Origin of the sequence: Microvirga mediterraneensis (assembly GCF_013520865.1) — a bacterium.
GTDB lineage: Bacteria > Pseudomonadota > Alphaproteobacteria > Rhizobiales > Beijerinckiaceae > Microvirga > Microvirga mediterraneensis.
This window is the reverse complement of the sequence record NZ_JACDXJ010000001.1, coordinates 4,021,686-4,040,515: the sequence shown is the minus strand read 5'-3', so window position 1 is coordinate 4,040,515 and position 18,830 is coordinate 4,021,686. Positions and strand designations below refer to the sequence as shown.

Here is an 18,830-nt window from a genome sequence, read left to right as displayed (position 1 = left end):
ATCATGACGGATGCGGTGTTCTATGATGGGGAGAGCGCCCGTCGCAGGCCGGTCGTCCTGAAGGTCAGCGCATCCAGTCTCGACATTCATGACGGATCCGAATGGATCGCTTCCTGGCCCGTCGGCAACGTGCGGCGCAAGGATGCGCCCGACGGCACACTGCGACTGACCTGCGAGAGCGGGCCGCCGCTCGCCCGGCTCGACGTCACCGATGCGGCCGATCAGGAGACCATCCGGCTCCATTGCCGCCATCTCGAGACCGGCCACGGCCGGGAGCGGACCGGTCAAATCCTGTTCTGGTCGATCTCCGCAGCGGCCTCGATCCTTCTGTGCGTCTTCTATCTGCTTCCGATCCTGGCGGAGCGCCTGACGCCGCTCATCCCGGCATCTTATGAGCAGCACCTGGGAAAGGCTGTGGACAATCAGGTGCGGGCGATCTTCAGCGGCAAGATCTGCGAGGAGCCGCGTGGTCTCGCGGCGATGAAGACGCTGAGGGCCCGGCTGATGAGGAATGGGGATCTACCGGTCGATGTCGATATCGCGGTGCTCGAATCCAAGGTTCCCAATGCCATCGCCCTGCCCGGCGGCCGGATCTACCTGTTCAGCGCCCTTCTCGACAAAGCCGAAGCCCCCGACGAGATCGCAGGCGTGCTGGCCCATGAGATGGGCCATGTCGCGCACCGGGACGGTCTTCGCAAGATGATCCAGGCCGGCGGGACCTCTTATCTGCTCGGTCTCCTGTTCGGCGACGTGACGGGGGGCGGCGCTATCGTTTTCGTCAGCCGCTATCTCGTCGACAGCGCCTATTCCCGCGAGGCTGAAGCCGCCGCGGACGGTTTTGCGGGACAAACGATGACGGCTCTGGGGCGCCCCGCCCATCCCATGGCCCTGTTGCTCAAACGCATCGAAGGCAAGGATGATGGGGAAGGCGGGAACGATTTCAACATTCCGGCTTTTCTGTCTACCCACCCGGTTACCGATCAACGGCTGAAAGCTTTGGAAAAACAGGTACCGTCCCAACAAGGCGAGCCGCTTCTCAGCCAAGAGGAGTGGCGCGCGCTCAAAGAGATTTGTAAGACGACCTGATGCGCCGTCTCATCATCGAAGAACCGGTCTCCCGCCCGGCGAAATGGTCTCCCGCCCTGGCATCGTTCGCGCTCGTCGTGACTTTGCTCGCAACGCTGCTCATCCGCTTCGGCCGAATCGATTATCCATCGGGCTTCATCGCGCTCGGCGCAGGCATTGCGATCGCGCTCGTGGCGGTCGCCATGTCCTTGCTGAGCTTCGTCCGCATCTGGCAGGAGGGGCGCCGGGGGCTGGGCAGTGCCGTCAAGGGGCTGCTCATCGCGGCGCTCGTTCTCGCCTATCCGGGCTTCATGGCGCTCAAGGCCGCCACCCTGCCGCCGATCACCGATGTCAGCACCGACACGGACGATCCGCCGGGCTTTTCCCGCTCGCGCGCCGCCCTGGCGGCCCGTGACGGGCGTATCCCGCCCGATGTTGCGCCGGAAGCGCGGGAGATGCAGCGGGCCGCCTATGTGCAGATCGCGCCGCTCACGCTGGATATCGGCCCGGAGGAGGCCTTCGCCATCGTGGAGAAGGCCGCCCACAATCTGGGCTGGCAGGTGATCGAGGCCGTGCCGCCCGGCGGGCGCATCGGCCTGGGACGGCTGGAGGCGGTCGACCGTTCCCGCCTGCTCAAGATGCCGAGCGACATCACGGTGCGGGTGCGCCCGCGCGTCGATGGCACGCGCATCGACATCCGCTCCGCCTCCCGCTTCGGCAGCCACGATCTGGGGGCCAATGCGGGCTATATCCGCGCCTTCCTCGAAGAGGCCTCGAACCTGGCGATCGCGGTGCGCTAGCGCATCGGACGGACTCGGAGGGCCGCGTCAGCGAAAAGTGGACCCGGTTTTCCGGTCTTTCCGATGCGCCAGCCAAGAGTTGGAGCATCGGATGAATCCCAAAAGTGGTGTCCACTTTTGGGTCCGAGGCTCTAATCAGGCGGGCCGGTACTCGCTGTCCAGGGCCGGCAGGCCCTCGACGCTTGCCTGTCCCTTGGCGACAAGATCTTCCAGATGGGCGAAGACCGAGAGCCCCGCGGCTCCGACCAAGGCCGGGTTCAGGCCCTGGTAGATCGCCGCCACGATCTCGGGGATCGTCCGGTCGCCGGCCTTGAGCCGGTTGAGGATCGAGGCCTCGCGCTGGCGCCGGTGATGGATGAGGGCCCGCACGAACCGCTGCGGTTCCTGCACGGGGCCTCCATGGCCGGGCCAGTAGAGCGTTTCCTCGCGACCCTTCAGCTTGTCGAGCGAGTCCATGAAGGCGCTCATCGATCCGTCGGGGGGCGCGATCACGGTCGTGGACCAGGCCATCACGTGGTCGCCGGAGAAAAGCGCCTTCTCCTCGGGCAGAACGAAGGCGAGGTGGTTCGCCATGTGTCCGGGCGTCGCGAGCGCCTCCAGGGTCCAGCCGGGACCTTCGACCGCGTCGCCCTCACGCAGTTCGCGATCGGGCGTGTAATCCTTGTCGGAGCTCGCTTCCAGCGAATTGACCTCGCCCGAGAACAGGGGGCGGGCGCTGTGATGAGGCGCGCAGCCGACGATCTCGGCTCCCGTGGCGGCTTGGAGGGCGCGAGCAGCCGGCGAGTGGTCCTTGTGGGTGTGCGTGACGAGGATGTGGGTCACGGTCTCGCCCCTCACCGCGTCGAGAAGGGTCTCGATATGGCCGGGCACATCGGGGCCGGGATCGATGAGGGCCACGTTCCCCGAACCGACGATGTAGCTGCAGGTTCCGGTGAACGTGATGGGCCCCGGATTTCGGGCGACGGTTCTGCGTACGAGGGGGCTCACGCGCACGCATTCGCCCGATTGGGCCGGAGCGCGGATGTCGAAGGTGAGATCGTCGGCCATGCAGGAATCCTCAGGGAGGCGATAGGCATCCGGCGCTTCCTAGCGCATCGTGCGGAAAAGTGGACCTGGGTTTTGGATCGGATATGGGGCCGTTGCGTGTCCACAGCAGCGGCAAATGCCCGAACCTTCGCTTGAGGCATGGGCCGGACCTCCGTATAAGGCTTCATGAGCCGCCGCGCGAATGGCGGAACGATCTGGAGATTCAATTCATGACGACCGGCGTCTCTTCGCTGTCTTCTCCGTCGACCCTCGTCGGCCTGCTCTGGCCGTCCCGGGACGATGCCCGCTTCGCGGCCCTCCGCGCCATCGTCCTGATGGCCGTCGGCACGGCGCTCCTCACCCTTTCCGCCAAGGTGCAGGTGCCCCTGCCTTACGTTCCTCTGACGCTGCAGACCCTGGTCGTGCTGCTCATCGGTGCGTCCTACGGCTGGCGCCTCGGCGGCGCGACCGTCGGCCTCTATCTCGCTCAGGGCGCCATGGGCATGCCGGTCTTCGCCGGTCCGACGGCTGGAATCGGTTACCTCATGGGCCCGACCGGAGGCTTCCTCATCGGCTTCCTGGCCGCGGCCGTCGTCATGGGCTTCATGGCCGAGCGCGGTTGGGATCGTTCGCTCCCGCGCGTCATCATCATGATGACCATCGGTCATGCGGTGATCTTCGCCTTCGGCCTGGGCCAGCTGTCGCTGGTCATGCCCTTCGCGAAGGCCTGGACCGTGGGCGCGGCGCCCTTCATGGCGGCAACCCTGGTGAAGACCGCCCTGGCCGTGGCCCTGATGCAGGCGGCCTGGTCCGTGACCCGCCGCGGCGGCAAGGCCTGATCGGGTTCGCGACGCAATGTCTTCCGGAAGCCGCCTTCGGGCGGCTTCTTCTTTTTGAGGATCGGATCGGGCCGGCGGATCAGCCGACCGAATGCACCAGCCGCAGCTTGGGCTTGGCCTTCGCGGTGCCATGGAGGAAGGTGATGTCGGCCCATTCCTCGTCGCCGCCATTGTCCTCGATCCGGTAGCCCATCTGCTTGGCGATGGCCTCGACCTGGCTGAGGTTCGACCGGGCGATCCAGCGCGAGAACTCGCCCAGGCCCTGATCCATCAACACGGCAATCATGCCGATCTCGACGCCCTGATCGAAATCCTCGGTGCGGCCGGGAAAACGCAGCCGCAGACCGTCGTCCAGGTGGATATGTCGCATAACGGGAAGCCCCCAAATCACCCTTTCCGGGCACCTTTTGTTGGAATGTATCAAGGAATATCCCGCGCTGGAAGGCGGCATGGACGCGCATCCGCTGGAGCGATAGGCCAAGGGGGAACCGGGCCGGCCAGCCGCTCATTAGCCTTGCGACCGTCTCGAAACTGGAGGGCTCCCATGGCCGAGCGCAGAATCACCGCCTTCTTCGATACTTACGACGAAGCCGCGCGGGCCGTTCAGCGGCTCGAGGCAGCCCATGTGCCGAATTTCGAGATCAGCCTGGTCTCCAACAACTTCAACGATGCCCATACGCATTACGCGACGCGCTCCTTCGACAAGGAGGGGGCGCCTCACGAATTCGCCGGAGCCACCGCCGCGGCCGGCACGGTCGCCGGGGCCGGAGCCGGACTCCTGGCAGGACTCGGCACGGTTGCCGTTCCGGGCTTCGGGCCCGTGATCGCCGCGGGATGGATCGTTTCGACCCTCGTGGGAGCGGGCGCCGGAGCCGCCGTCGGCGGCCTCGCAGGCGCGCTGGTCGATGCCGGGCTCGGCGACGAGGAAGCGCAGAATTATGCGGAGGGCGTCCGTCGCGGCGGTGCGCTCGTCACCGTGAAGGTCGACGAGGCGCAACGGGACAGGGTCGTGCGGATTCTCGACGATGAGGGCGAAGTCGAGCCGAGCGAAGAGGCGATGGAGGCGGCCAGGGAACAGGATGAGGCTCCGGCTCCTCCAATCGGCGCCGCCGCCTCCACCACCACGGGCCTGACCACGGATCTCATGCCCATCCCCCTCGACGAGGATGAGGGCGACCATACACTCCATGTCGAGGTGGAGGACGAGCGCCTTCGCCGCCCGACCGGCACGAAGCCGGAATAGGAAGACGAGGAAAGGTATCTCCTGCCATTCGCCTTCCACTCTTCGACGTGTTCGATCCGCTTTAGCGGCCTGCGCGAAGAGCCCGATCCAGGCTCCATGCGCCGCCGCCAGCCGCTGCGATGAACAGGAAAACGAAGCAGTAGAGAATGGCCGCGTCGCCACCGTTCAGAACGGGGTAGGGGCTGCGGGGAGCATGGGCGATCCAATAGGCGGCGGCCATAAGGCCCGAGAGGACGAAAGCGACCGGGCGCACGAACAGGCCGGGGATCAGGAGTGCTCCACCCACGATCTCCAGAACGCCGGCAATCCAGGGAAGGCTGAAAGCGGCCGGTCCAGGATTGGGCGAGGCCGGGAAACCGAGGAGCTTCTGCGTCCCATGCGCCATGAAGATGAGAGCGGCGACGATGCGCAGGATGCTGAGAAGGCGCGGCGCCCAGACGGTCTCGAGCCGATCGGTATTCATCAGAAATCTCCAAGCTTCAGAGGGGGGAGCGGACGGCTTCGCCGATCCGCCCATGAGCGAAGCCCCGATACAGGTTCCGCTCCGATCTTCCCAGTCTTCAACGCGAAGCTTCCGGTAACGAGTTGCTTACCACGTTCCCAACACGGTTTGATCCGGCTCACGACTCGGGCGTTTCTCCTACGCCAACAGAACAGGAGGCTTGCATGACCATCCTCGATCCGAAAACCGGGCAACTCGTCACTATCGATCTCACCTCCAAGCCGCGTCGGGCGTGATGCCGATTGCCGACGGCGGTTAGACGTTTCCGATGAGCCTCAAAGACTTTTCTTCTCCCGATTATTTGATCGCCCCTTCCGCTGAACCTTCGCGCAGGGCGCCTTATTTGATGTCGAGCGGCGCGCATTCGTGACGTGGCGCACATCGCTCCTGTGACAACTTGTCGATGGCAGGAAAGGCCGGAACCCTTGCTGTGCAACGGCATTGGCTAACAGGAAAGCATTCAACCGCGTGCCTAAGCCAGGGTTGGATGGTCCTTGGTCGATAGCTGCGCCTTAGGCGATCCGCGTTTTGAAGAATTAAGAGTTGAGGAGAGTCGAATGGCTCTGACGGGACGTTTCAATCTTCGCAAAACCTTCACCGGCCGCATTGTCCTGCAGGTCGAGGAAGAAGTGATGGGCTTCTGGGGCCGTATGTTCGGCAAGGCCAAGCTTCATCGCCGCTGGCGCGACGCGAATGTGCTGGACCTCGCAGCTCCGGAACTGCGTAGCCTTGTCGATCTGAGGTTCCGTCCGCGTTACATGCCTCAAGCCAACGAAACCCCGCAGGACTGGCCCAAGGCCCAGCGCGAGGCGGTTCCAGCCCAGACACTTCATTATGAGACCTACCAGGAGGACGGACGCTTCTCGACGCATTGACGGTCGGTACGGGGAAGCGCGCCGTGCCGACGACCAACCTGCATCAGACAGGGACGATGCCCTGTGCTTCGATCGACCATTTCTGTGAGGAGAATGGTCGGAGTGGCAGGATTTGAACCTGCGACCCCCACGTCCCGAACGTGGTGCGCTACCAGACTGCGCTACACTCCGACACCGAGAAATTCCCGGGAGGCCGGTCTTATAGCGGCGAGGCGGGGGCGCCGCAAGGGGAGAATTCAGTCTTTCTTCCAGATATACGACCTTGCGCAAAACGCTGTTGCCAGCCGCCATCTGGCCGATTATGTACACGCCACATCTGTTGGGGCGTCGCCAAGTGGTAAGGCAGCGGTTTTTGGTACCGCCATTCCCAGGTTCGAATCCTGGCGCCCCAGCCATCCTTCTCTGCCTCATAAAAATCTCAGAGACTCAAAGAGTTACCTGAACCGGCAGGTCCCCTGGCAGAGCTGACAGTATTCCTGCCGGTCGCACTCAGCGATAGCAAGGCGGTTCAATGAAGTTCCCCACAGAGCGACGATCGTGAATCGGGAGAGAGGGCACCACAGCCACCTCCTCCTAAGTAGGGAATCGATATAAATTCTTGGCACAATTTAGGTTCTATCCTCCTGATTGAGTTTGGCTGAGCGGGAGGAGTGTCATGGCATGCCTTTTTGGTCATCCGACAAAGCCTGGGCAGCCTTCGAACCCTATCCTGATGATCCGTTGACGATCTGGCTCGATGCGCGCAACATCTTCTTCGAGACGAGGATGTGCCGCCGTGTCTGGCTGCCTTGATCAGAGCAGCTCCCCGCATTTCCTATGGTCCCAATGTGGCGTTTGCCAGAGCGACGGCCTCGCCTGGGCGGGGTTGCGATGTCGGGAGCCCGCCATGACCATGATGTCTGACCTTCTCGCCAGAGTACCTGAAGTGGCGGCTCAGCGGATCGGTATGATCCTGCCGAGGCCAGGGGCGCCGTTCAACGCCCGACGCGTTCAGGATCATGGTGCCTCGGCAGATGAGGGTCGATAGCGCCTGCGCGGGCGTCAGTACAGATGAGCGAAGATCGGAACGAGGCTCAGCATGATCAACGGACGAGACGGCATCCAGCGCTCTATCCTTCCCATCCCGGATCGCACACAGGTGCGCCTGACGACCTACGATGCCAAGGATCCCAACACGAAGTTCTCCCCGATCGAGCCTCTGCGACCGCCCAAGGGAGCGCCGAACGTCCTGGTGGTGCTGCTCGATGATGTCGGCTTCGGCGCATCGAGTGCCTTCGGCGGCCCCGTCAGTACGCCTACGGCGGAACGACTATCCGCGACCGGGCTCAAATACACCCGGTTTCATACCACGGCGCTGTGCTCTCCCACCCGCTCGGCCCTCCTGACAGGGCGCAATCATCACAGCGTCGGAATGGGATGCGTCACGGAAGCGGCGACCTCCGCTCCCGGCTACAACTCACTTCGGCCCAATACCAAGGCGCTGCTCCCCGAGATCCTGAAACTGAACGGGTATGCGACAGCTCACTTCGGCAAATGCCACGAGGTTCCAACCTGGCAAACCGGTCCGACAGGCCCCTTTGACCAATGGCCCACGGGCGGCGGAGGGTTCGAGTACTTCTATGGTTTCATCGGGGGCGAGTGCAATCAATATGAGCCGGAACTTTTTGAAGGAACCACGGCTGTGGCTCCCCCTCGCACAGCGGAGGAAGGCTACCACCTGACCGAGGATCTGGCCGACAAGGCGATCAACTGGGTGCGCCAGCAAAAGGCACTGGCGGGCGGCGACAAGCCCTTCTTCATCTACTTCGCTCCCGGCGCAACCCACGCGCCCCACCATGTGCCGAAGGAATGGGCGGACAAGTACAAGGGTAAATTCGATCACGGATGGGATCGGCAGCGCGACTTGACCTTCGCACGCCAGAAGGAACTCGGGGTGATCCCCGGAGATTGCGAGCTCACGAAGCGCCACGACGAGATCCCGGCTTGGGCCGACATGCCGGACGAACTGAAGCCCGTTCTCGCGCGCCAGATGGAGGTTTATGCTGGCTTCTTGGAACACGCCGATCATCAGGTCGGGCGCCTGATCGCCGTCCTGGAGGACCTCGGCATCCTCGACGACACGTTGGTCTACTATATCATCGGCGACAATGGCGCGAGCGCCGAGGGCACGTTACAGGGCACGTTCAATGAAGCACTGCTTCTCAACGGCATCAGCGGCATCGAGACCCCGGAATTCCTGAAGGCGCATATCGACGAGTTCGGCACGCCGACAGCCTATAATCATTATGCCGTCGGTTGGGCTCATGCCATGTGCACGCCGTATCAGTGGACAAAGCAGATAGCCTCGCACTGGGGCGGCACACGCAACGGAACGATCGTGCATTGGCCGAATGGGATCAAGGCCAAGGGCGAGCTGCGTCACCAGTTCAGCCATGTGATCGATGTGGCGCCGACGATCCTTGAGGCAGCAGGGCTGCCTGAACCTGAGATGGTCAACGGGATCACCCAAAGCCCCATGGAAGGCGTCTCCATGGGCTACAGCTTCGACGAAGCCAACGCAGAGGAACGCCACGACGTCCAGTATTTCGAGATGTTCGGCAACCGCGGCATCTACTACAAGGGCTGGAGCGCGATCACCAAGCACCGCACGCCCTGGGTCGTGACGACCAACAGCACGATACCCTTCGACCAGGACACCTGGGAGCTTTATGACGGGTCCAAGGACTGGACCCAGGTTGATGATCTCGCCCAAAAGATGCCGGAGAAGCTCAAAGAGCTGCATCTGATGTTTGCCATCGAGGCGGTGAAATACAACGTGTTCCCGCTTGATGACCGGCTCGTGGAGCGTTTCAATCCTGTCATAGCCGGGCGTCCGGTCCTCGTGCAGGGGCATTCCCAGATGCTGTTCCCCGGTATGGGCAGACTCTCCGAGCACGCCGTCTTGTCGATGAAGAATGTTTCCTTCTCGATCACGGCGGAGGTCGCCGTCATGAATCATGCCACGGAGGGCATCATCATCGCCCAGGGCGGACGGTTCGGCGGCTGGAGCCTTTACATGGAGGATGGCAAGGCGACGTTCGCCTACAACTATTTCGGCCTGGATCTTTATCGGGCAAAGGCCCGGCAGCCGCTTCCAGCGGGTACGCACCAGGTCAGAGCGGAGTTTGCCTATGACGGCGGCGGTCTCGGCAGGGGCGGTACTCTCACCCTGTACTATGATGGCCAGGAGGTTGGCCGGGACCGTATTCCGCAGACCGAGCCGCTGCTCTTCTCCGCAGAGGAGAGTACCGACATCGGGTATGAAAGCGGCTCTCTCGTGGTTCCGGACTATCCGGCGCATAACGGACACTTCACCGGCACGATCAATTGGGTGCAGCTCGATACCGGGCAGGACGATTTCAGTCACCTGATCAAGCCGGAGGACAGGTTGCGCGTGATGATGGCGCGGCAATAGCAATCAATTCAGATCGTCGAAAGACAACTGCGCGTAGGGCGAAGCGCCACTCAGCATCCAGCTCAAGGCGCGTCGGCGATCTCGCGCATGCTCCCAGCTGCGATGAAGTTCAGAGTGTACTGTATGGTTACTCTCTTCGGAAACGCTTCAGCTCCTCAAGACTGACATGAACCTCCTGGAAAAAGCGGAGAAGAGACAGTCCGACGAAGGCGGTCGCTAAGAGAAACAGCATGGCCGCGCCATAGATATGGGGTAATTGCAGGAGTGCACCAAGAAACGCGAGCGCGAGAAGCAACGTCGTGCAGAGACCGCCAGCCAGAGACAATCTGATCGCACTCAGCAAGAGCCGCGCCCGCTCCAAGAGATAGTCGCGATCGTCTCCGGCCTCTGGTTCTCCTCTTCTCATACGCCCCATCACGTCCGAAAGCCGGGACATCAGAATCGAGATGAATCCGGCAACGGCGCCCAGGAAGAAGGCTGGTGCGGCTGCCTCACTGAAGACCTTTGACAGTCTCTCTGCATCGGGAATGAGTTCAATCAACACAACCCTCACAATCGGGCGCGCCCACTACTCACATTGGCGAAACATACGTCAACCATGTTCTGAGAACAAATGTGCCGATCACCGATATAGAATCCCAAAGGGATAGGAGGGCAGTCGCCTATCGCTGCTCCGGGATTGGGACGCTGCCGATTTGATGGAGGTCGGCCCCCGCGCTCATTTTATGGCGCCCGCGCGATAGTCTCAATCAACAAGGAGACAGACTTAAAGGTCCAAACCAACTTCGGGTCCGATGCTCCACTCTCTGAACAGAGCATGGTTTTTTGCCGAAATCCGGGACCACTTTTCCCATGATACATGATCTTGCTTCGCTCAGTGAGCCATGTCCTTCAATGTCAAGACGATGGCTCAGACGGTCAAGCAAACAGCGTAGAGCAGCTTAGGATTATTGAAGGGGTGCCCCGGCAGATCTGCTCAGGAGAGGAGGGCGGCTCATGCGCAGAACACTTACAATCTTGACCATAGCCGGAATGACTTCCGTAATCTCTCCCTCGCAGGCCGGTGCCCAATCCAACATTCGTCGGAACGAAAACAGCCGCCCTCTTGTCTTGCGAGTGACGCCGCGCGGTTTCTATCGCCCGATGCCGGTTTACCTCGTCGGTTCAAATTATGTGCCAATGAGTGCTTTCGATCCCATCGCGCTCGCCCCGCCACTTGGGCCTTCGGCAAACAATATCGCGATTGTTCTTCCGGTATCATCCGCCTCCTGTCAGGTCACTCCAATGAACGGCAGATTGTTTGCAAGCCCCGGATGCCTTGGCCAGTGACGATGGATCAGGTTCGAGTGTCCCAAAAGGAAGTAATGGGATTGCAGGACCCGCTGTCGAATGGAACCGGATCTTTTACTGCCCGACCGGCGCTAGAGTCGAACAACCGTCACATTGCTGCGGTGGACGTCATATTGCGAAAGCGTAATAGTCCTAGCGCAAGAAAGACGCCGCCGATGAGAACGACGATCAGGAACTCCGGCCAGACCACGTCAAATCCAGCTCCTCTATAAAGAATGGCCTGTGCGAAGCTGACGAAATGGACTGTCGGCGAGATCTGTAGGATCGCCGCCAGCCAAGACGGCATACTTTCAAGCGGCGTATTGCTGCCCGACAACATGGCCAAGGGCAGATAGACCAGGAGATAGAGAAGGCCGAGTTGCGGCATTGAACGCGCAATCGTTCCGAGGAAGACCCCGATGGCCGTGGCAAAGAAAAGATAAGCTGCGGTTCCAAGCAAGAACAGTGGGATTGAGCCTGTGATCGGTACGTGCAACACGCCCTTGACCACGATGTACAAGGAAAAGCCCGCTGCTGCGATGATAATGAAGCCGTTTGCCCAGATTTTCGATGCCGCAATTTCGAACGGAGTCAGCGGCATGACGAGGAGGTGGTCCAATGTGCCGTGCTCGCGCTCGCGAACGATGGCCGCTCCGGCAAGAATGATAGCGAGCATCGTGATGCTGTTGATGATGCCCATAACGCTGGTGAACCACCCTGTCTCAGCATTGGGGTTAAAGGCAATACGCACGACGAGATCGACCACGGGTGGATGGGCCTTTTCGACGCGAGACATGAAGGCATCGATCTCTCTGGAGATGATCTGCTGTGCGTAGCTCGACCCCAGTCCGGCTTGCACCATGGCGGTCGCATCGACGTTGAGTTGTATTTCCGGCTGACGTCCCGCGAGAGTATCGGCTTCGAAGCGCGGAGGGATGTCGATGACAAAAGTATACCGGCCCGCATTCATCAATGGGACCACCTCGCTTTCGGCGATCAGCTGCGGTGTCTGAAAATAAGGAGCGAGGAATGCATGTCGTATGCTTCGCGACAGGTTCGAGTTGTCCTCGTCGACGATAGCGATCGATGCATTGTGGACTTCTTGTGAGCTGCTTTGCGCTTGCGCTATGATTGCAAGAGAGAAGCTGTAGATGACGAGACTGAGCAAGACGATATCATGCAGGAAGCTTCGCAGCTCCTTCGTTCCGAGCCAGAAAATGTTCGATATCTTCCGCATAACCCAGTTCACCGAACCTAGCGCTCCTGTTTGCGGAGCAGCAACAGGGTGAAAGTCGTCAGTGCCGGTACGAACGCCACGAGAACGAGAATTTCGGCGTAAAGATCGCGGAAGCCGAGCCCTTTGGTGAAGGTGCCGACACTGATTGGAAGATAGTATGTCATCGGGAAAAAACGCCCCATGATTTGGGCCATTCCTGTCAGGGACGAAACCGGCACGAGCATGCCGGCGAACATCGTCGCCGGCAGAACAGTCAGGATCGCCGTTCCGAAGAGGGCGGCGATCTGCGTACGGGCAAAGGTCGAGACCAGCATTCCGTAGGCTGTCGTCGTGACGACGTAGATCAAGGTTCCAAGAAACAGGGTCAAAAAGCTTCCCTTGAGAGGAACATGGAAGACGAGCTGCGCCATGGTGAACATGAGAGCGAAGTTGATCATCGCCAATCCAACGTACGGAACCTGCTTTCCCAGAAGAAACTCGAGACGGGTGACCGGCGTCACATAGAGGTTGGTGATCGATCCAAGCTCTTTTTCGCGCACCACCGCAAGCGCCATGAGGATGGCAGGAAAGAGGGCAAGTTGCATGGCTAATTGTGCCGGGACCATCGCGTAGATGCTGTCGAAATTCTGATTGTACTTGAAACGAATCTGGACGGCCGCAGCGGCAGGCTTCGCCGTCTGGCCTGTTTTCATCAAAGGGTCGCCGAGATAGAGCTGATGGAGACCTTGCAGATAGCCACGGATCGTCTGCGCGATGAAGGGGCGGGCTCCATCGACCCACGCCGCAACCGCTGTGCTCTGGCCGCGCATGATATTCCGACCGAAGCCGGGAGGGATTTCAATGGCCGCATCGATCTCGCCGTCGGCAAGGCGCTTCTCCAGGGCCGCATAATCTGTCAGAGGAGGCTTTTCCGTGAAGTAGGTCGAGCCGCGTAGAGCCTCAAGATAGGATCGGCTCTCGTGACTGCGATCGTGGTCGAGAACCGCGAATGTGAGGCCGTTGACGTCAGTGGAAATCCCGAAGCCGAAAACAAGCATCAGGAAGGTCGTGCCGAGGATGGCAAAGCCGAGCCGGACGCGATCTCGCGCCAGTTCCAGGGTCTCCCGGATGGTACAGGCAGCAAGCCGCTTGAAGCTGAAGCGTGCACTCATGCCAAGTTTCATGTTCGATCCGTGCGAGAAAGGAGCGACTTTCTCAATAGACTCCGATTCAAAGCTCAAGTTCGGCTCTTCGGTGCCGGAGCGCGTCCGTTCCGCGTCCTCGAGGTAGTCGATGAAAGCTTCCTCCAGAGACTTGGCGGACCGGGCCTGCATCAATCCGGCCGGCGTGTCGGTTGCCAAAACACGACCTGAATCCATGAGTGCGATACGGTCGCAGCGCTCGGCTTCATTCATGAAGTGGGTGGAGACGAAAATCGTTATGCCACGATTGCGTGCTAGATCCGTCAGAAAATTCCAGAACTGATCCCTCGCGATTGGGTCGACCCCGGAGGTCGGCTCGTCGAGAATAAGGAGATCGGGTTCGTGAACGATGGCGACCGCCAGTGAGAGCCGCTGACGGATCCCGAGGGGCAGATCCTGCGCTTGTTCGTCCATATACTCGGCTAAGCCGAGAGTTTCGACCAATTCGGCGATCCGCTCTTTCGCCTTCTGGACCGGCAGATGGAACAAACGGGCGTGGAGATCGAGGTTCTGACGGACCGTCAGCTCGGTGTAGAGCGAGAATGCCTGGGACATGTAGCCGACGCGCTTGCGCGCATTGAGGTCTCGCGCATCGAGAGGCCGACCGAACAGCCGCACTTCGCCTTCGCTGGATGGCAGAAGACCGGTGAGCATCTTCATGGTGGTCGTCTTGCCGCAACCATTAGAGCCGACAAAGCCGAAAATTTCCTCTCTCTTGATTGTGAAGTTGACATGGTCGACGGCCGTGAAGTCCCCGAACCGGCGGGTCAGATCCTCGGCCACGATGACCGGTTCAGCATCTGCGTCAGGGCGACGGAATGTTGCGAAAGCGTGATAGCCGACACGCTCGCACTCCGGGAGCAGGGCAATGAAGGCCTCTTCGACAGAGCTGGCCTTGGTCGCGCGTTCGAGCTGGGAGGGGGATCCAACTGCCACGATCCTGCCGGCATCGACCGCTGCCAGCCAATCGAATCGTTCCGCTTCCTCCATGTATGCAGTCGCGACAAGAACCGAAATCGTTGGACGCCGCGCTCGAATTCGCTCGATGAGCCTCCAGAATTGCCGACGGGACAAGGGATCGACGCCCGTCGTCGGCTCATCGAGGATCAGCAGATCCGGATCGTGGATCAGTGAACAGCAGAGGCCGAGTTTCTGCTTCATTCCTCCGGACAGTTTCTTGGCCGGTCGGTCGGCAAAAGGTGCAAGTCCAGTGCTGAACAGAAGCTCGGCCATGCGGGCTTCGCGCTCGCATCGGGGCTCTTCGAACAGACGGCCGAAGAACTCGATATTCTCCCGAATGGTGAGATCTGGATAAAGATTTTTGCCAAGCCCTTGCGGCATATAGGCTATGCGTGGGCAAAGGGCGGAGCGAACCGCGGAGTCGGCCATATTCCCACCCAAGACATAGGCTCTGCCGGCTTGGATCTGCCGGGCGCCGGCCATGATGGCGAGCAGGGACGATTTCCCAACCCCGTCCGGCCCGATCAAGCCGGCCAGGCAGCCGCTGGGGATCGTGAGAGTAATGCCGTCAAGTGCAACGGTCTGGCCGTAACGAAGCGCAATATCCTCAAGAACTGCAATCGCGCCGTCTCTCGTCATGGCGTCACCGCTCGCAACGTGTCCGGCACAGGTTCTGGACGCATGTTGGGCGGCCATTCCGCATTCAGGTCGGTGCGGACATAGGCAACACCCGGCAAGCCACTTCTTACCGCAGCCTCATAACCCTTGAGCCGTTCGGGATCGATCCGAATTCGGATCCGGAACATGAGCTTGTCACGCTCGCTCTTCGTTTCGACGGTCTTCGGCGTGAACTGCGCCTCGCTGGCCACGTATACGACCTTGGCCGGAATAGCGACTTGAGGATAGGCGTCGAGAACGATGCGCGCCTCGCTCCCGATCCTGACCCGACCGGCGTCCGCTGTCGGAAGGAAGATATCCATATAGACATAAGACGCGTCGAGCATGGTGAAGACCTTGCCGCCGGCCGGCAGAACTTCTCCGATATTGGCGATGCGGTATTCGATCGGCCCGTCACGTGGCGCAACGAGCGTGTTGTCCGCAATGTTCACGTTGTAATACTCGACATTGTGTGCGGCCGCTTCGCGCGCTTCTTCAGCCTGGCCCACCCTGGCTGCCGCCGCATTGCGGGATGATATCGCCGCGTCGGCATTGTGCCGGGCGGAAATGAGTGCCTGCTCCGCCACACTGACCCTGGCGACCGCTGCGCGTTCCGCCGCCACAGCGGCATTCAGCGCCTGCCGGCGCTGATCGAGCAACTCGATTGTGGCAATCCCTCTTGGCACCAGCGCAGTCGTCCGGTCGAGCTCCTGTTGGGCCAGCTTCACCTGGCTCTGCTGCTGCAGCAGATTGGCATTCACCTCGTCAACGGTCTTTTGCGACTGAACCGCGGCCGCTTGGGTGCTCAATACCAGACTCCGCTGCTGCGCCAAATTCTGTTGAGCTTCATCCACGGCCCGTTGCGCCTGGAGAGCCATCGCTTCGGCCTGCTTCAACTGAGCCTGGAGGTCCCGTGTGTCCATAAGACCGACCGCTTGGCCGGCCTTCACCAGATCACCCTGGTCGACGTAAAGGTTGAGGATGCGTCCTGCGAACTTGGTGCTGATGTTGATCTCATCGGCATCCAACCTGCCATTTCCCACGGCAAAGCCCGGCGGCAGCGTCGGCTGATGTTGACGCCACCAGTAATATCCGGATCCCGCCATTGCGAGGATTACAAGGAGGGCGACGAGCAACGGCGTGCGCCATCGCGGGCGCATTGGTTGCATGACCGGCAACCGCGACGGCTGGCCGGGTTGGATGCCCTCGTGTCTCGGCAGGATCTGCCCTTGAACGGTGACGGCATTGTTCCCTAAGGGGGGAGGATGCATCCCCTCGCGCACATCCGTCCTTGCGGCAGGATCATTCGGTCCTGGCTCTGTGTACCCATTGGACATCGGGATCCGTAATCCTCTGGATGCAGCATGTTGCGCATCCCCTAACTCTTGGCAGACAAGCTATACCTGCTGTCCGGTAGGCGGATTGATATTGAGCAAATCCGGGGGTATTGCGCTGGGCAAGGGCTGTGAGGACAGAATTCCTACCATTGGCCCCGATCACCTTGCCTTTACGGTGATCCTAATGTGTCGTGCTGATGCGAAGGTTCAGATCAGCGGTCGTCGGCTCCAAATCCAGGACGTTGCGACCGATCAGGGCGCCGGTCCGAAGTTCTGGTTGCCGAATGGCGAGTGGGTTGGCACCTGCACGGTGATAAACCCGACGCCGGCAGCTTGGTGGCATTGATTGCAAGCATTCGTGACCTGCAAGAAAGCGGCTTCGAACCGCGAGCCGTCCCGGTCTGAGACAGCCTGCTGCAGGGCCTGCATGGCCGGATCCGTCTTTTCATGGATCAAGTTGGCTTGAGCGATCGACGATGCTGTCGGATACAGCTTAACAATTCGGTCGATTGTCGTCTTGAACTGCTGCAGTTCGTAATTGGCAAGTGGCCAGTTTCCGACCTTTTGCGCATACCATAGCTTAAAGTGCCTCAATTGGGTCAGGAGCATAAGGTCGCCCAACGTCGGGCGGCCAGCGTCTTGCTCCTGCGCGATGGCTCTCATGGATGGGCCTCCTGAGAGACACATGATCATGGCCGCGATCAGAGACAGATAAGATCGTGAAGCGGAATATCTGTCCATCGCATATCCTCTCAGCGCTGAAGCGCGTTCGAGCAATATCGTTCAGTTCGCATGGTTGGATTTCGTTACGAAAACTGGTTCCTGTGCCTCTTGATACGGTAGCCTCGGCGTGAACCGCACATGCTTGGCTACGCAACCCAGCGGTTCCTGATGATAGAAGCTGCGGCGGTTGACGAGGGTTGGATTAGGATCGCCTGATTGTTCCCCGCAGACAAGACACTCATTGGGGCCATGCAGTTGGCAACTGAGTTCGAGTGTAACAGCTGCGTGTAGGGCCTAAGAATGAAATCAGGTTCTACTGAGCGGCATATCCGTCAATCTTATGTAAAGACGATTGGTATGCCGTCCGCAGGGCCTTTGTGAATGCATTGAAAGATCCTAGCGAGTTTTTTTCTGGAGATCCTGCACGGCTCCCACAATTCGGCGATACTTGGTTTGGGTGACCTGCAGGTCCCGGTACCAGTTGACCAGGTCGCCCCATGGATCATTGATCTGAGCCAATCCCGACAGGAACGCGACAATAGTCCCAACCTCCATCTTGCCCTGTATGACCCAGTAACCGCCAAGGGTCAGGATGGAGCATATGCCGAGTTGATGCATAAGGTTCATGAAAAAATTCATGGAGAACTTGAGCTTGTAGATGCCCATGTTCAGGCTGAAGACGATCTCGACCAATGCGTTCTCCCGCAGACCCGGCGCAGAAATGTCCGCGTATCCGCCTATAATCCCGACACTGATCTGGCGAAGAGCGACAATGCGGGCGCTAACCCTTCGGTTGATCGCCCGCTGCATGAGCGGCACGAAGACGAGTTGAGGCGTGAAGACAAGGAGTGTAACCATAGCCAGCAGCGGCTGCAGATGGATCAGGTAGCCGAAGACGCTGATCAGGATCCCACCCTGCAGCAGCGGTTCCGAGATGCAGGTGCCTACAAACCCGCCAATGGGATCGGCCTCATCCATGATCAGTGAAACCTTGATTCCGTCCTTCATCGGCTGATGCTCGGTCTCCAGGTCGACGAGGTCGGCTAGAAGCGAGGTTCTCAGCCGAAGCACGGCCTTCTCGCCGACCCAGCTCCGGTACAGATTCAGGATGAGCTTGATCAAACCGCCCGCGAGGGCAATCGCCACATAGATCCCCGCCAGCGTTGCGATATCACGGATACTATGGCTTCGGAGCGTATCGTTGATGATGCGCCGCTGGAGCTCGAGAGGGACGACGGCCATGGCAAAGGCGAGCCCAGACAGAAGCGCCAGCCCAAACTGATGCCAGCCGCTCGCCCACATGACGAAGTCGAGAAGGCCAAAAGGTGTCTTTCCGATGCTCTCAACCTCTGCGGGGGGCGAATGGCGCCGTCTCCAATGGCTCGCCTGCAGCTTGGATTGAGACGGGTTACTGCCCACTGCGTTCGCTCATCGGTACGAGAGACGACAAGAACTTTATCCTGCCCGGGTCCGCCAAGCCGCACATTGCGAAGGATCAATCGATCCTACGAGGGCAGATGCTTGACGAAGATCAATGTTCGTCCGGGTTGCGATATCCAAGGTTATGAACGTGTCTCATAGGAGGAGGGATGGCGGACTCCG

Annotated in this window: 16 protein-coding genes and 2 tRNA genes; 8 read left to right on the top strand and 10 right to left on the bottom strand. The window is 60.4% G+C overall.

What is annotated here, in order from left to right:
- The first annotated feature begins 3 nt into the window (after window positions 1-3).
- Window positions 4-1,086, top strand: a complete 1,083-nt coding sequence (locus H0S73_RS19150) for a M48 family metallopeptidase (protein ID WP_181053641.1) — start codon at window positions 4-6, stop codon at window positions 1,084-1,086.
- Window positions 1,086-1,865: a DUF1499 domain-containing protein gene (locus H0S73_RS19145; protein WP_181053640.1), complete on the top strand. Its 780-nt coding sequence runs from the start codon at window positions 1,086-1,088 to the stop codon at window positions 1,863-1,865. Before H0S73_RS19150 ends, H0S73_RS19145 begins: the two co-directional genes overlap by 1 nt.
- A 135-nt stretch (window positions 1,866-2,000) precedes the next feature.
- On the opposite strand, the gene H0S73_RS19140 is transcribed toward H0S73_RS19145, so the two are convergent.
- Window positions 2,001-2,912, bottom strand: coding sequence for an MBL fold metallo-hydrolase (locus H0S73_RS19140; protein ID WP_181053639.1), 912 nt, complete (start codon window positions 2,910-2,912; stop codon window positions 2,001-2,003).
- A 209-nt stretch (window positions 2,913-3,121) separates the two neighbouring features.
- Between H0S73_RS19140 and H0S73_RS19135 the strand changes: the two genes are divergently transcribed.
- Window positions 3,122-3,730, top strand: coding sequence for a biotin transporter BioY (locus tag H0S73_RS19135; RefSeq protein ID WP_181053638.1), 609 nt, complete (start codon window positions 3,122-3,124; stop codon window positions 3,728-3,730).
- A gap of 79 nt (window positions 3,731-3,809) precedes the next feature.
- On the opposite strand, the gene H0S73_RS19130 is transcribed toward H0S73_RS19135, so the two are convergent.
- The gene (locus tag H0S73_RS19130) at window positions 3,810-4,100 is read right to left on the bottom strand and encodes a hypothetical protein (protein ID WP_181053637.1); all 291 of its coding nucleotides are present in this window, start codon (window positions 4,098-4,100) and stop codon (window positions 3,810-3,812) included.
- 174 nt (window positions 4,101-4,274) lie between these two features.
- On the opposite strand from H0S73_RS19130, the gene H0S73_RS19125 reads away from it, so the two are divergent.
- Window positions 4,275-4,973, top strand: coding sequence for a hypothetical protein (locus H0S73_RS19125; RefSeq protein ID WP_181053636.1), 699 nt, complete (start codon window positions 4,275-4,277; stop codon window positions 4,971-4,973).
- A 61-nt stretch (window positions 4,974-5,034) separates the two neighbouring features.
- Here the strand turns inward: H0S73_RS19125 and H0S73_RS19120 are convergent, their stop codons facing one another.
- The gene (locus H0S73_RS19120) at window positions 5,035-5,436 is read right to left on the bottom strand and encodes a DoxX family protein (RefSeq protein WP_181053635.1); all 402 of its coding nucleotides are present in this window, start codon (window positions 5,434-5,436) and stop codon (window positions 5,035-5,037) included.
- A 596-nt stretch (window positions 5,437-6,032) separates the two neighbouring features.
- On the opposite strand from H0S73_RS19120, the gene H0S73_RS19115 reads away from it, so the two are divergent.
- Window positions 6,033-6,350 (top strand): hypothetical protein, encoded by a 318-nt coding sequence (locus tag H0S73_RS19115; RefSeq protein ID WP_181053634.1) that lies wholly within the window; start codon window positions 6,033-6,035, stop codon window positions 6,348-6,350.
- Between the two features lie 94 nt (window positions 6,351-6,444).
- On the opposite strand, the gene H0S73_RS19110 is transcribed toward H0S73_RS19115, so the two are convergent.
- Window positions 6,445-6,521 (bottom strand) — tRNA-Pro (locus tag H0S73_RS19110).
- Between the two features lie 149 nt (window positions 6,522-6,670).
- Between H0S73_RS19110 and H0S73_RS19105 the strand changes: the two genes are divergently transcribed.
- The 3 genes from H0S73_RS19105 (at window position 6,671) to H0S73_RS19100 (ending at window position 9,804) form a co-directional block, all read left to right on the top strand.
- Window positions 6,671-6,745: transfer RNA gene (locus tag H0S73_RS19105), tRNA-Gln, on the top strand.
- 265 nt (window positions 6,746-7,010) lie between these two features.
- Window positions 7,011-7,142 carry a hypothetical protein gene (locus tag H0S73_RS26160; protein WP_281369184.1) on the top strand — a complete coding sequence of 44 codons (132 nt, stop codon included), beginning with the start codon at window positions 7,011-7,013 and terminating at the stop codon, window positions 7,140-7,142.
- Window positions 7,143-7,428: 286 nt separating this feature from the next.
- Window positions 7,429-9,804, top strand: a complete 2,376-nt coding sequence (locus tag H0S73_RS19100) for an arylsulfatase (protein WP_181053633.1) — start codon at window positions 7,429-7,431, stop codon at window positions 9,802-9,804.
- 127 nt (window positions 9,805-9,931) lie between these two features.
- Here the strand turns inward: H0S73_RS19100 and H0S73_RS19095 are convergent, their stop codons facing one another.
- The 6 genes from H0S73_RS19095 to H0S73_RS19070 form a co-directional block, all read right to left on the bottom strand.
- Window positions 9,932-10,345, bottom strand: a complete 414-nt coding sequence (locus H0S73_RS19095; protein WP_181053632.1) for a DUF2721 domain-containing protein — start codon at window positions 10,343-10,345, stop codon at window positions 9,932-9,934.
- Between the two features lie 897 nt (window positions 10,346-11,242).
- Complete coding sequence (locus tag H0S73_RS19090) at window positions 11,243-12,370, bottom strand: ABC transporter permease (RefSeq protein ID WP_181054389.1); 1,128 nt, start codon at window positions 12,368-12,370, stop codon at window positions 11,243-11,245.
- A 17-nt stretch (window positions 12,371-12,387) separates the two neighbouring features.
- Window positions 12,388-15,150 (bottom strand): ribosome-associated ATPase/putative transporter RbbA, encoded by a 2,763-nt coding sequence (rbbA, locus tag H0S73_RS19085; protein ID WP_181053631.1) that lies wholly within the window; start codon window positions 15,148-15,150, stop codon window positions 12,388-12,390.
- Window positions 15,147-16,439, bottom strand: a complete 1,293-nt coding sequence (locus H0S73_RS19080) for an HlyD family secretion protein (protein WP_425488200.1) — start codon at window positions 16,437-16,439, stop codon at window positions 15,147-15,149. Before H0S73_RS19080 ends, rbbA begins: the two co-directional genes overlap by 4 nt.
- 318 nt (window positions 16,440-16,757) lie before the next feature.
- Complete coding sequence (locus H0S73_RS19075; protein WP_181053629.1) at window positions 16,758-17,168, bottom strand: hypothetical protein; 411 nt, start codon at window positions 17,166-17,168, stop codon at window positions 16,758-16,760.
- 456 nt (window positions 17,169-17,624) lie between these two features.
- Window positions 17,625-18,647 (bottom strand): ABC transporter ATP-binding protein, encoded by a 1,023-nt coding sequence (locus tag H0S73_RS19070; RefSeq protein ID WP_181053628.1) that lies wholly within the window; start codon window positions 18,645-18,647, stop codon window positions 17,625-17,627.
- Window positions 18,648-18,830: the final 183 nt, after the last annotated feature.

Excerpts from the sequence above, each read along its gene's own strand:
- H0S73_RS19125 (WP_181053636.1), top strand. The coding sequence starts at position 4,275 with ATGGCCGAGCGCAGAATCACCGCCTTCTTCGATACTTACGACGAAGCC.
- H0S73_RS19090 (WP_181054389.1), bottom strand. The coding sequence starts at position 12,370 with ATGCGGAAGATATCGAACATTTTCTGGCTCGGAACGAAGGAGCTGCGA.
- H0S73_RS19075 (WP_181053629.1), bottom strand. The coding sequence starts at position 17,168 with ATGAGAGCCATCGCGCAGGAGCAAGACGCTGGCCGCCCGACGTTGGGC.
- H0S73_RS19140 (WP_181053639.1), bottom strand. The coding sequence starts at position 2,912 with ATGGCCGACGATCTCACCTTCGACATCCGCGCTCCGGCCCAATCGGGC.
- H0S73_RS19115 (WP_181053634.1), top strand. The coding sequence starts at position 6,033 with ATGGCTCTGACGGGACGTTTCAATCTTCGCAAAACCTTCACCGGCCGC.
- rbbA (WP_181053631.1), bottom strand. The coding sequence starts at position 15,150 with ATGACGAGAGACGGCGCGATTGCAGTTCTTGAGGATATTGCGCTTCGT.
- H0S73_RS19080 (WP_425488200.1), bottom strand. The coding sequence starts at position 16,439 with ATGCATCCTCCCCCCTTAGGGAACAATGCCGTCACCGTTCAAGGGCAG.
- H0S73_RS19130 (WP_181053637.1), bottom strand. The coding sequence starts at position 4,100 with ATGCGACATATCCACCTGGACGACGGTCTGCGGCTGCGTTTTCCCGGC.
- H0S73_RS19145 (WP_181053640.1), top strand. The coding sequence starts at position 1,086 with ATGCGCCGTCTCATCATCGAAGAACCGGTCTCCCGCCCGGCGAAATGG.
- H0S73_RS19135 (WP_181053638.1), top strand. The coding sequence starts at position 3,122 with ATGACGACCGGCGTCTCTTCGCTGTCTTCTCCGTCGACCCTCGTCGGC.
- H0S73_RS19120 (WP_181053635.1), bottom strand. The coding sequence starts at position 5,436 with ATGAATACCGATCGGCTCGAGACCGTCTGGGCGCCGCGCCTTCTCAGC.
- H0S73_RS19150 (WP_181053641.1), top strand. The coding sequence starts at position 4 with ATGACGGATGCGGTGTTCTATGATGGGGAGAGCGCCCGTCGCAGGCCG.
- H0S73_RS19100 (WP_181053633.1), top strand. The coding sequence starts at position 7,429 with ATGATCAACGGACGAGACGGCATCCAGCGCTCTATCCTTCCCATCCCG.
- H0S73_RS26160 (WP_281369184.1), top strand. The coding sequence starts at position 7,011 with ATGCCTTTTTGGTCATCCGACAAAGCCTGGGCAGCCTTCGAACCCTAT.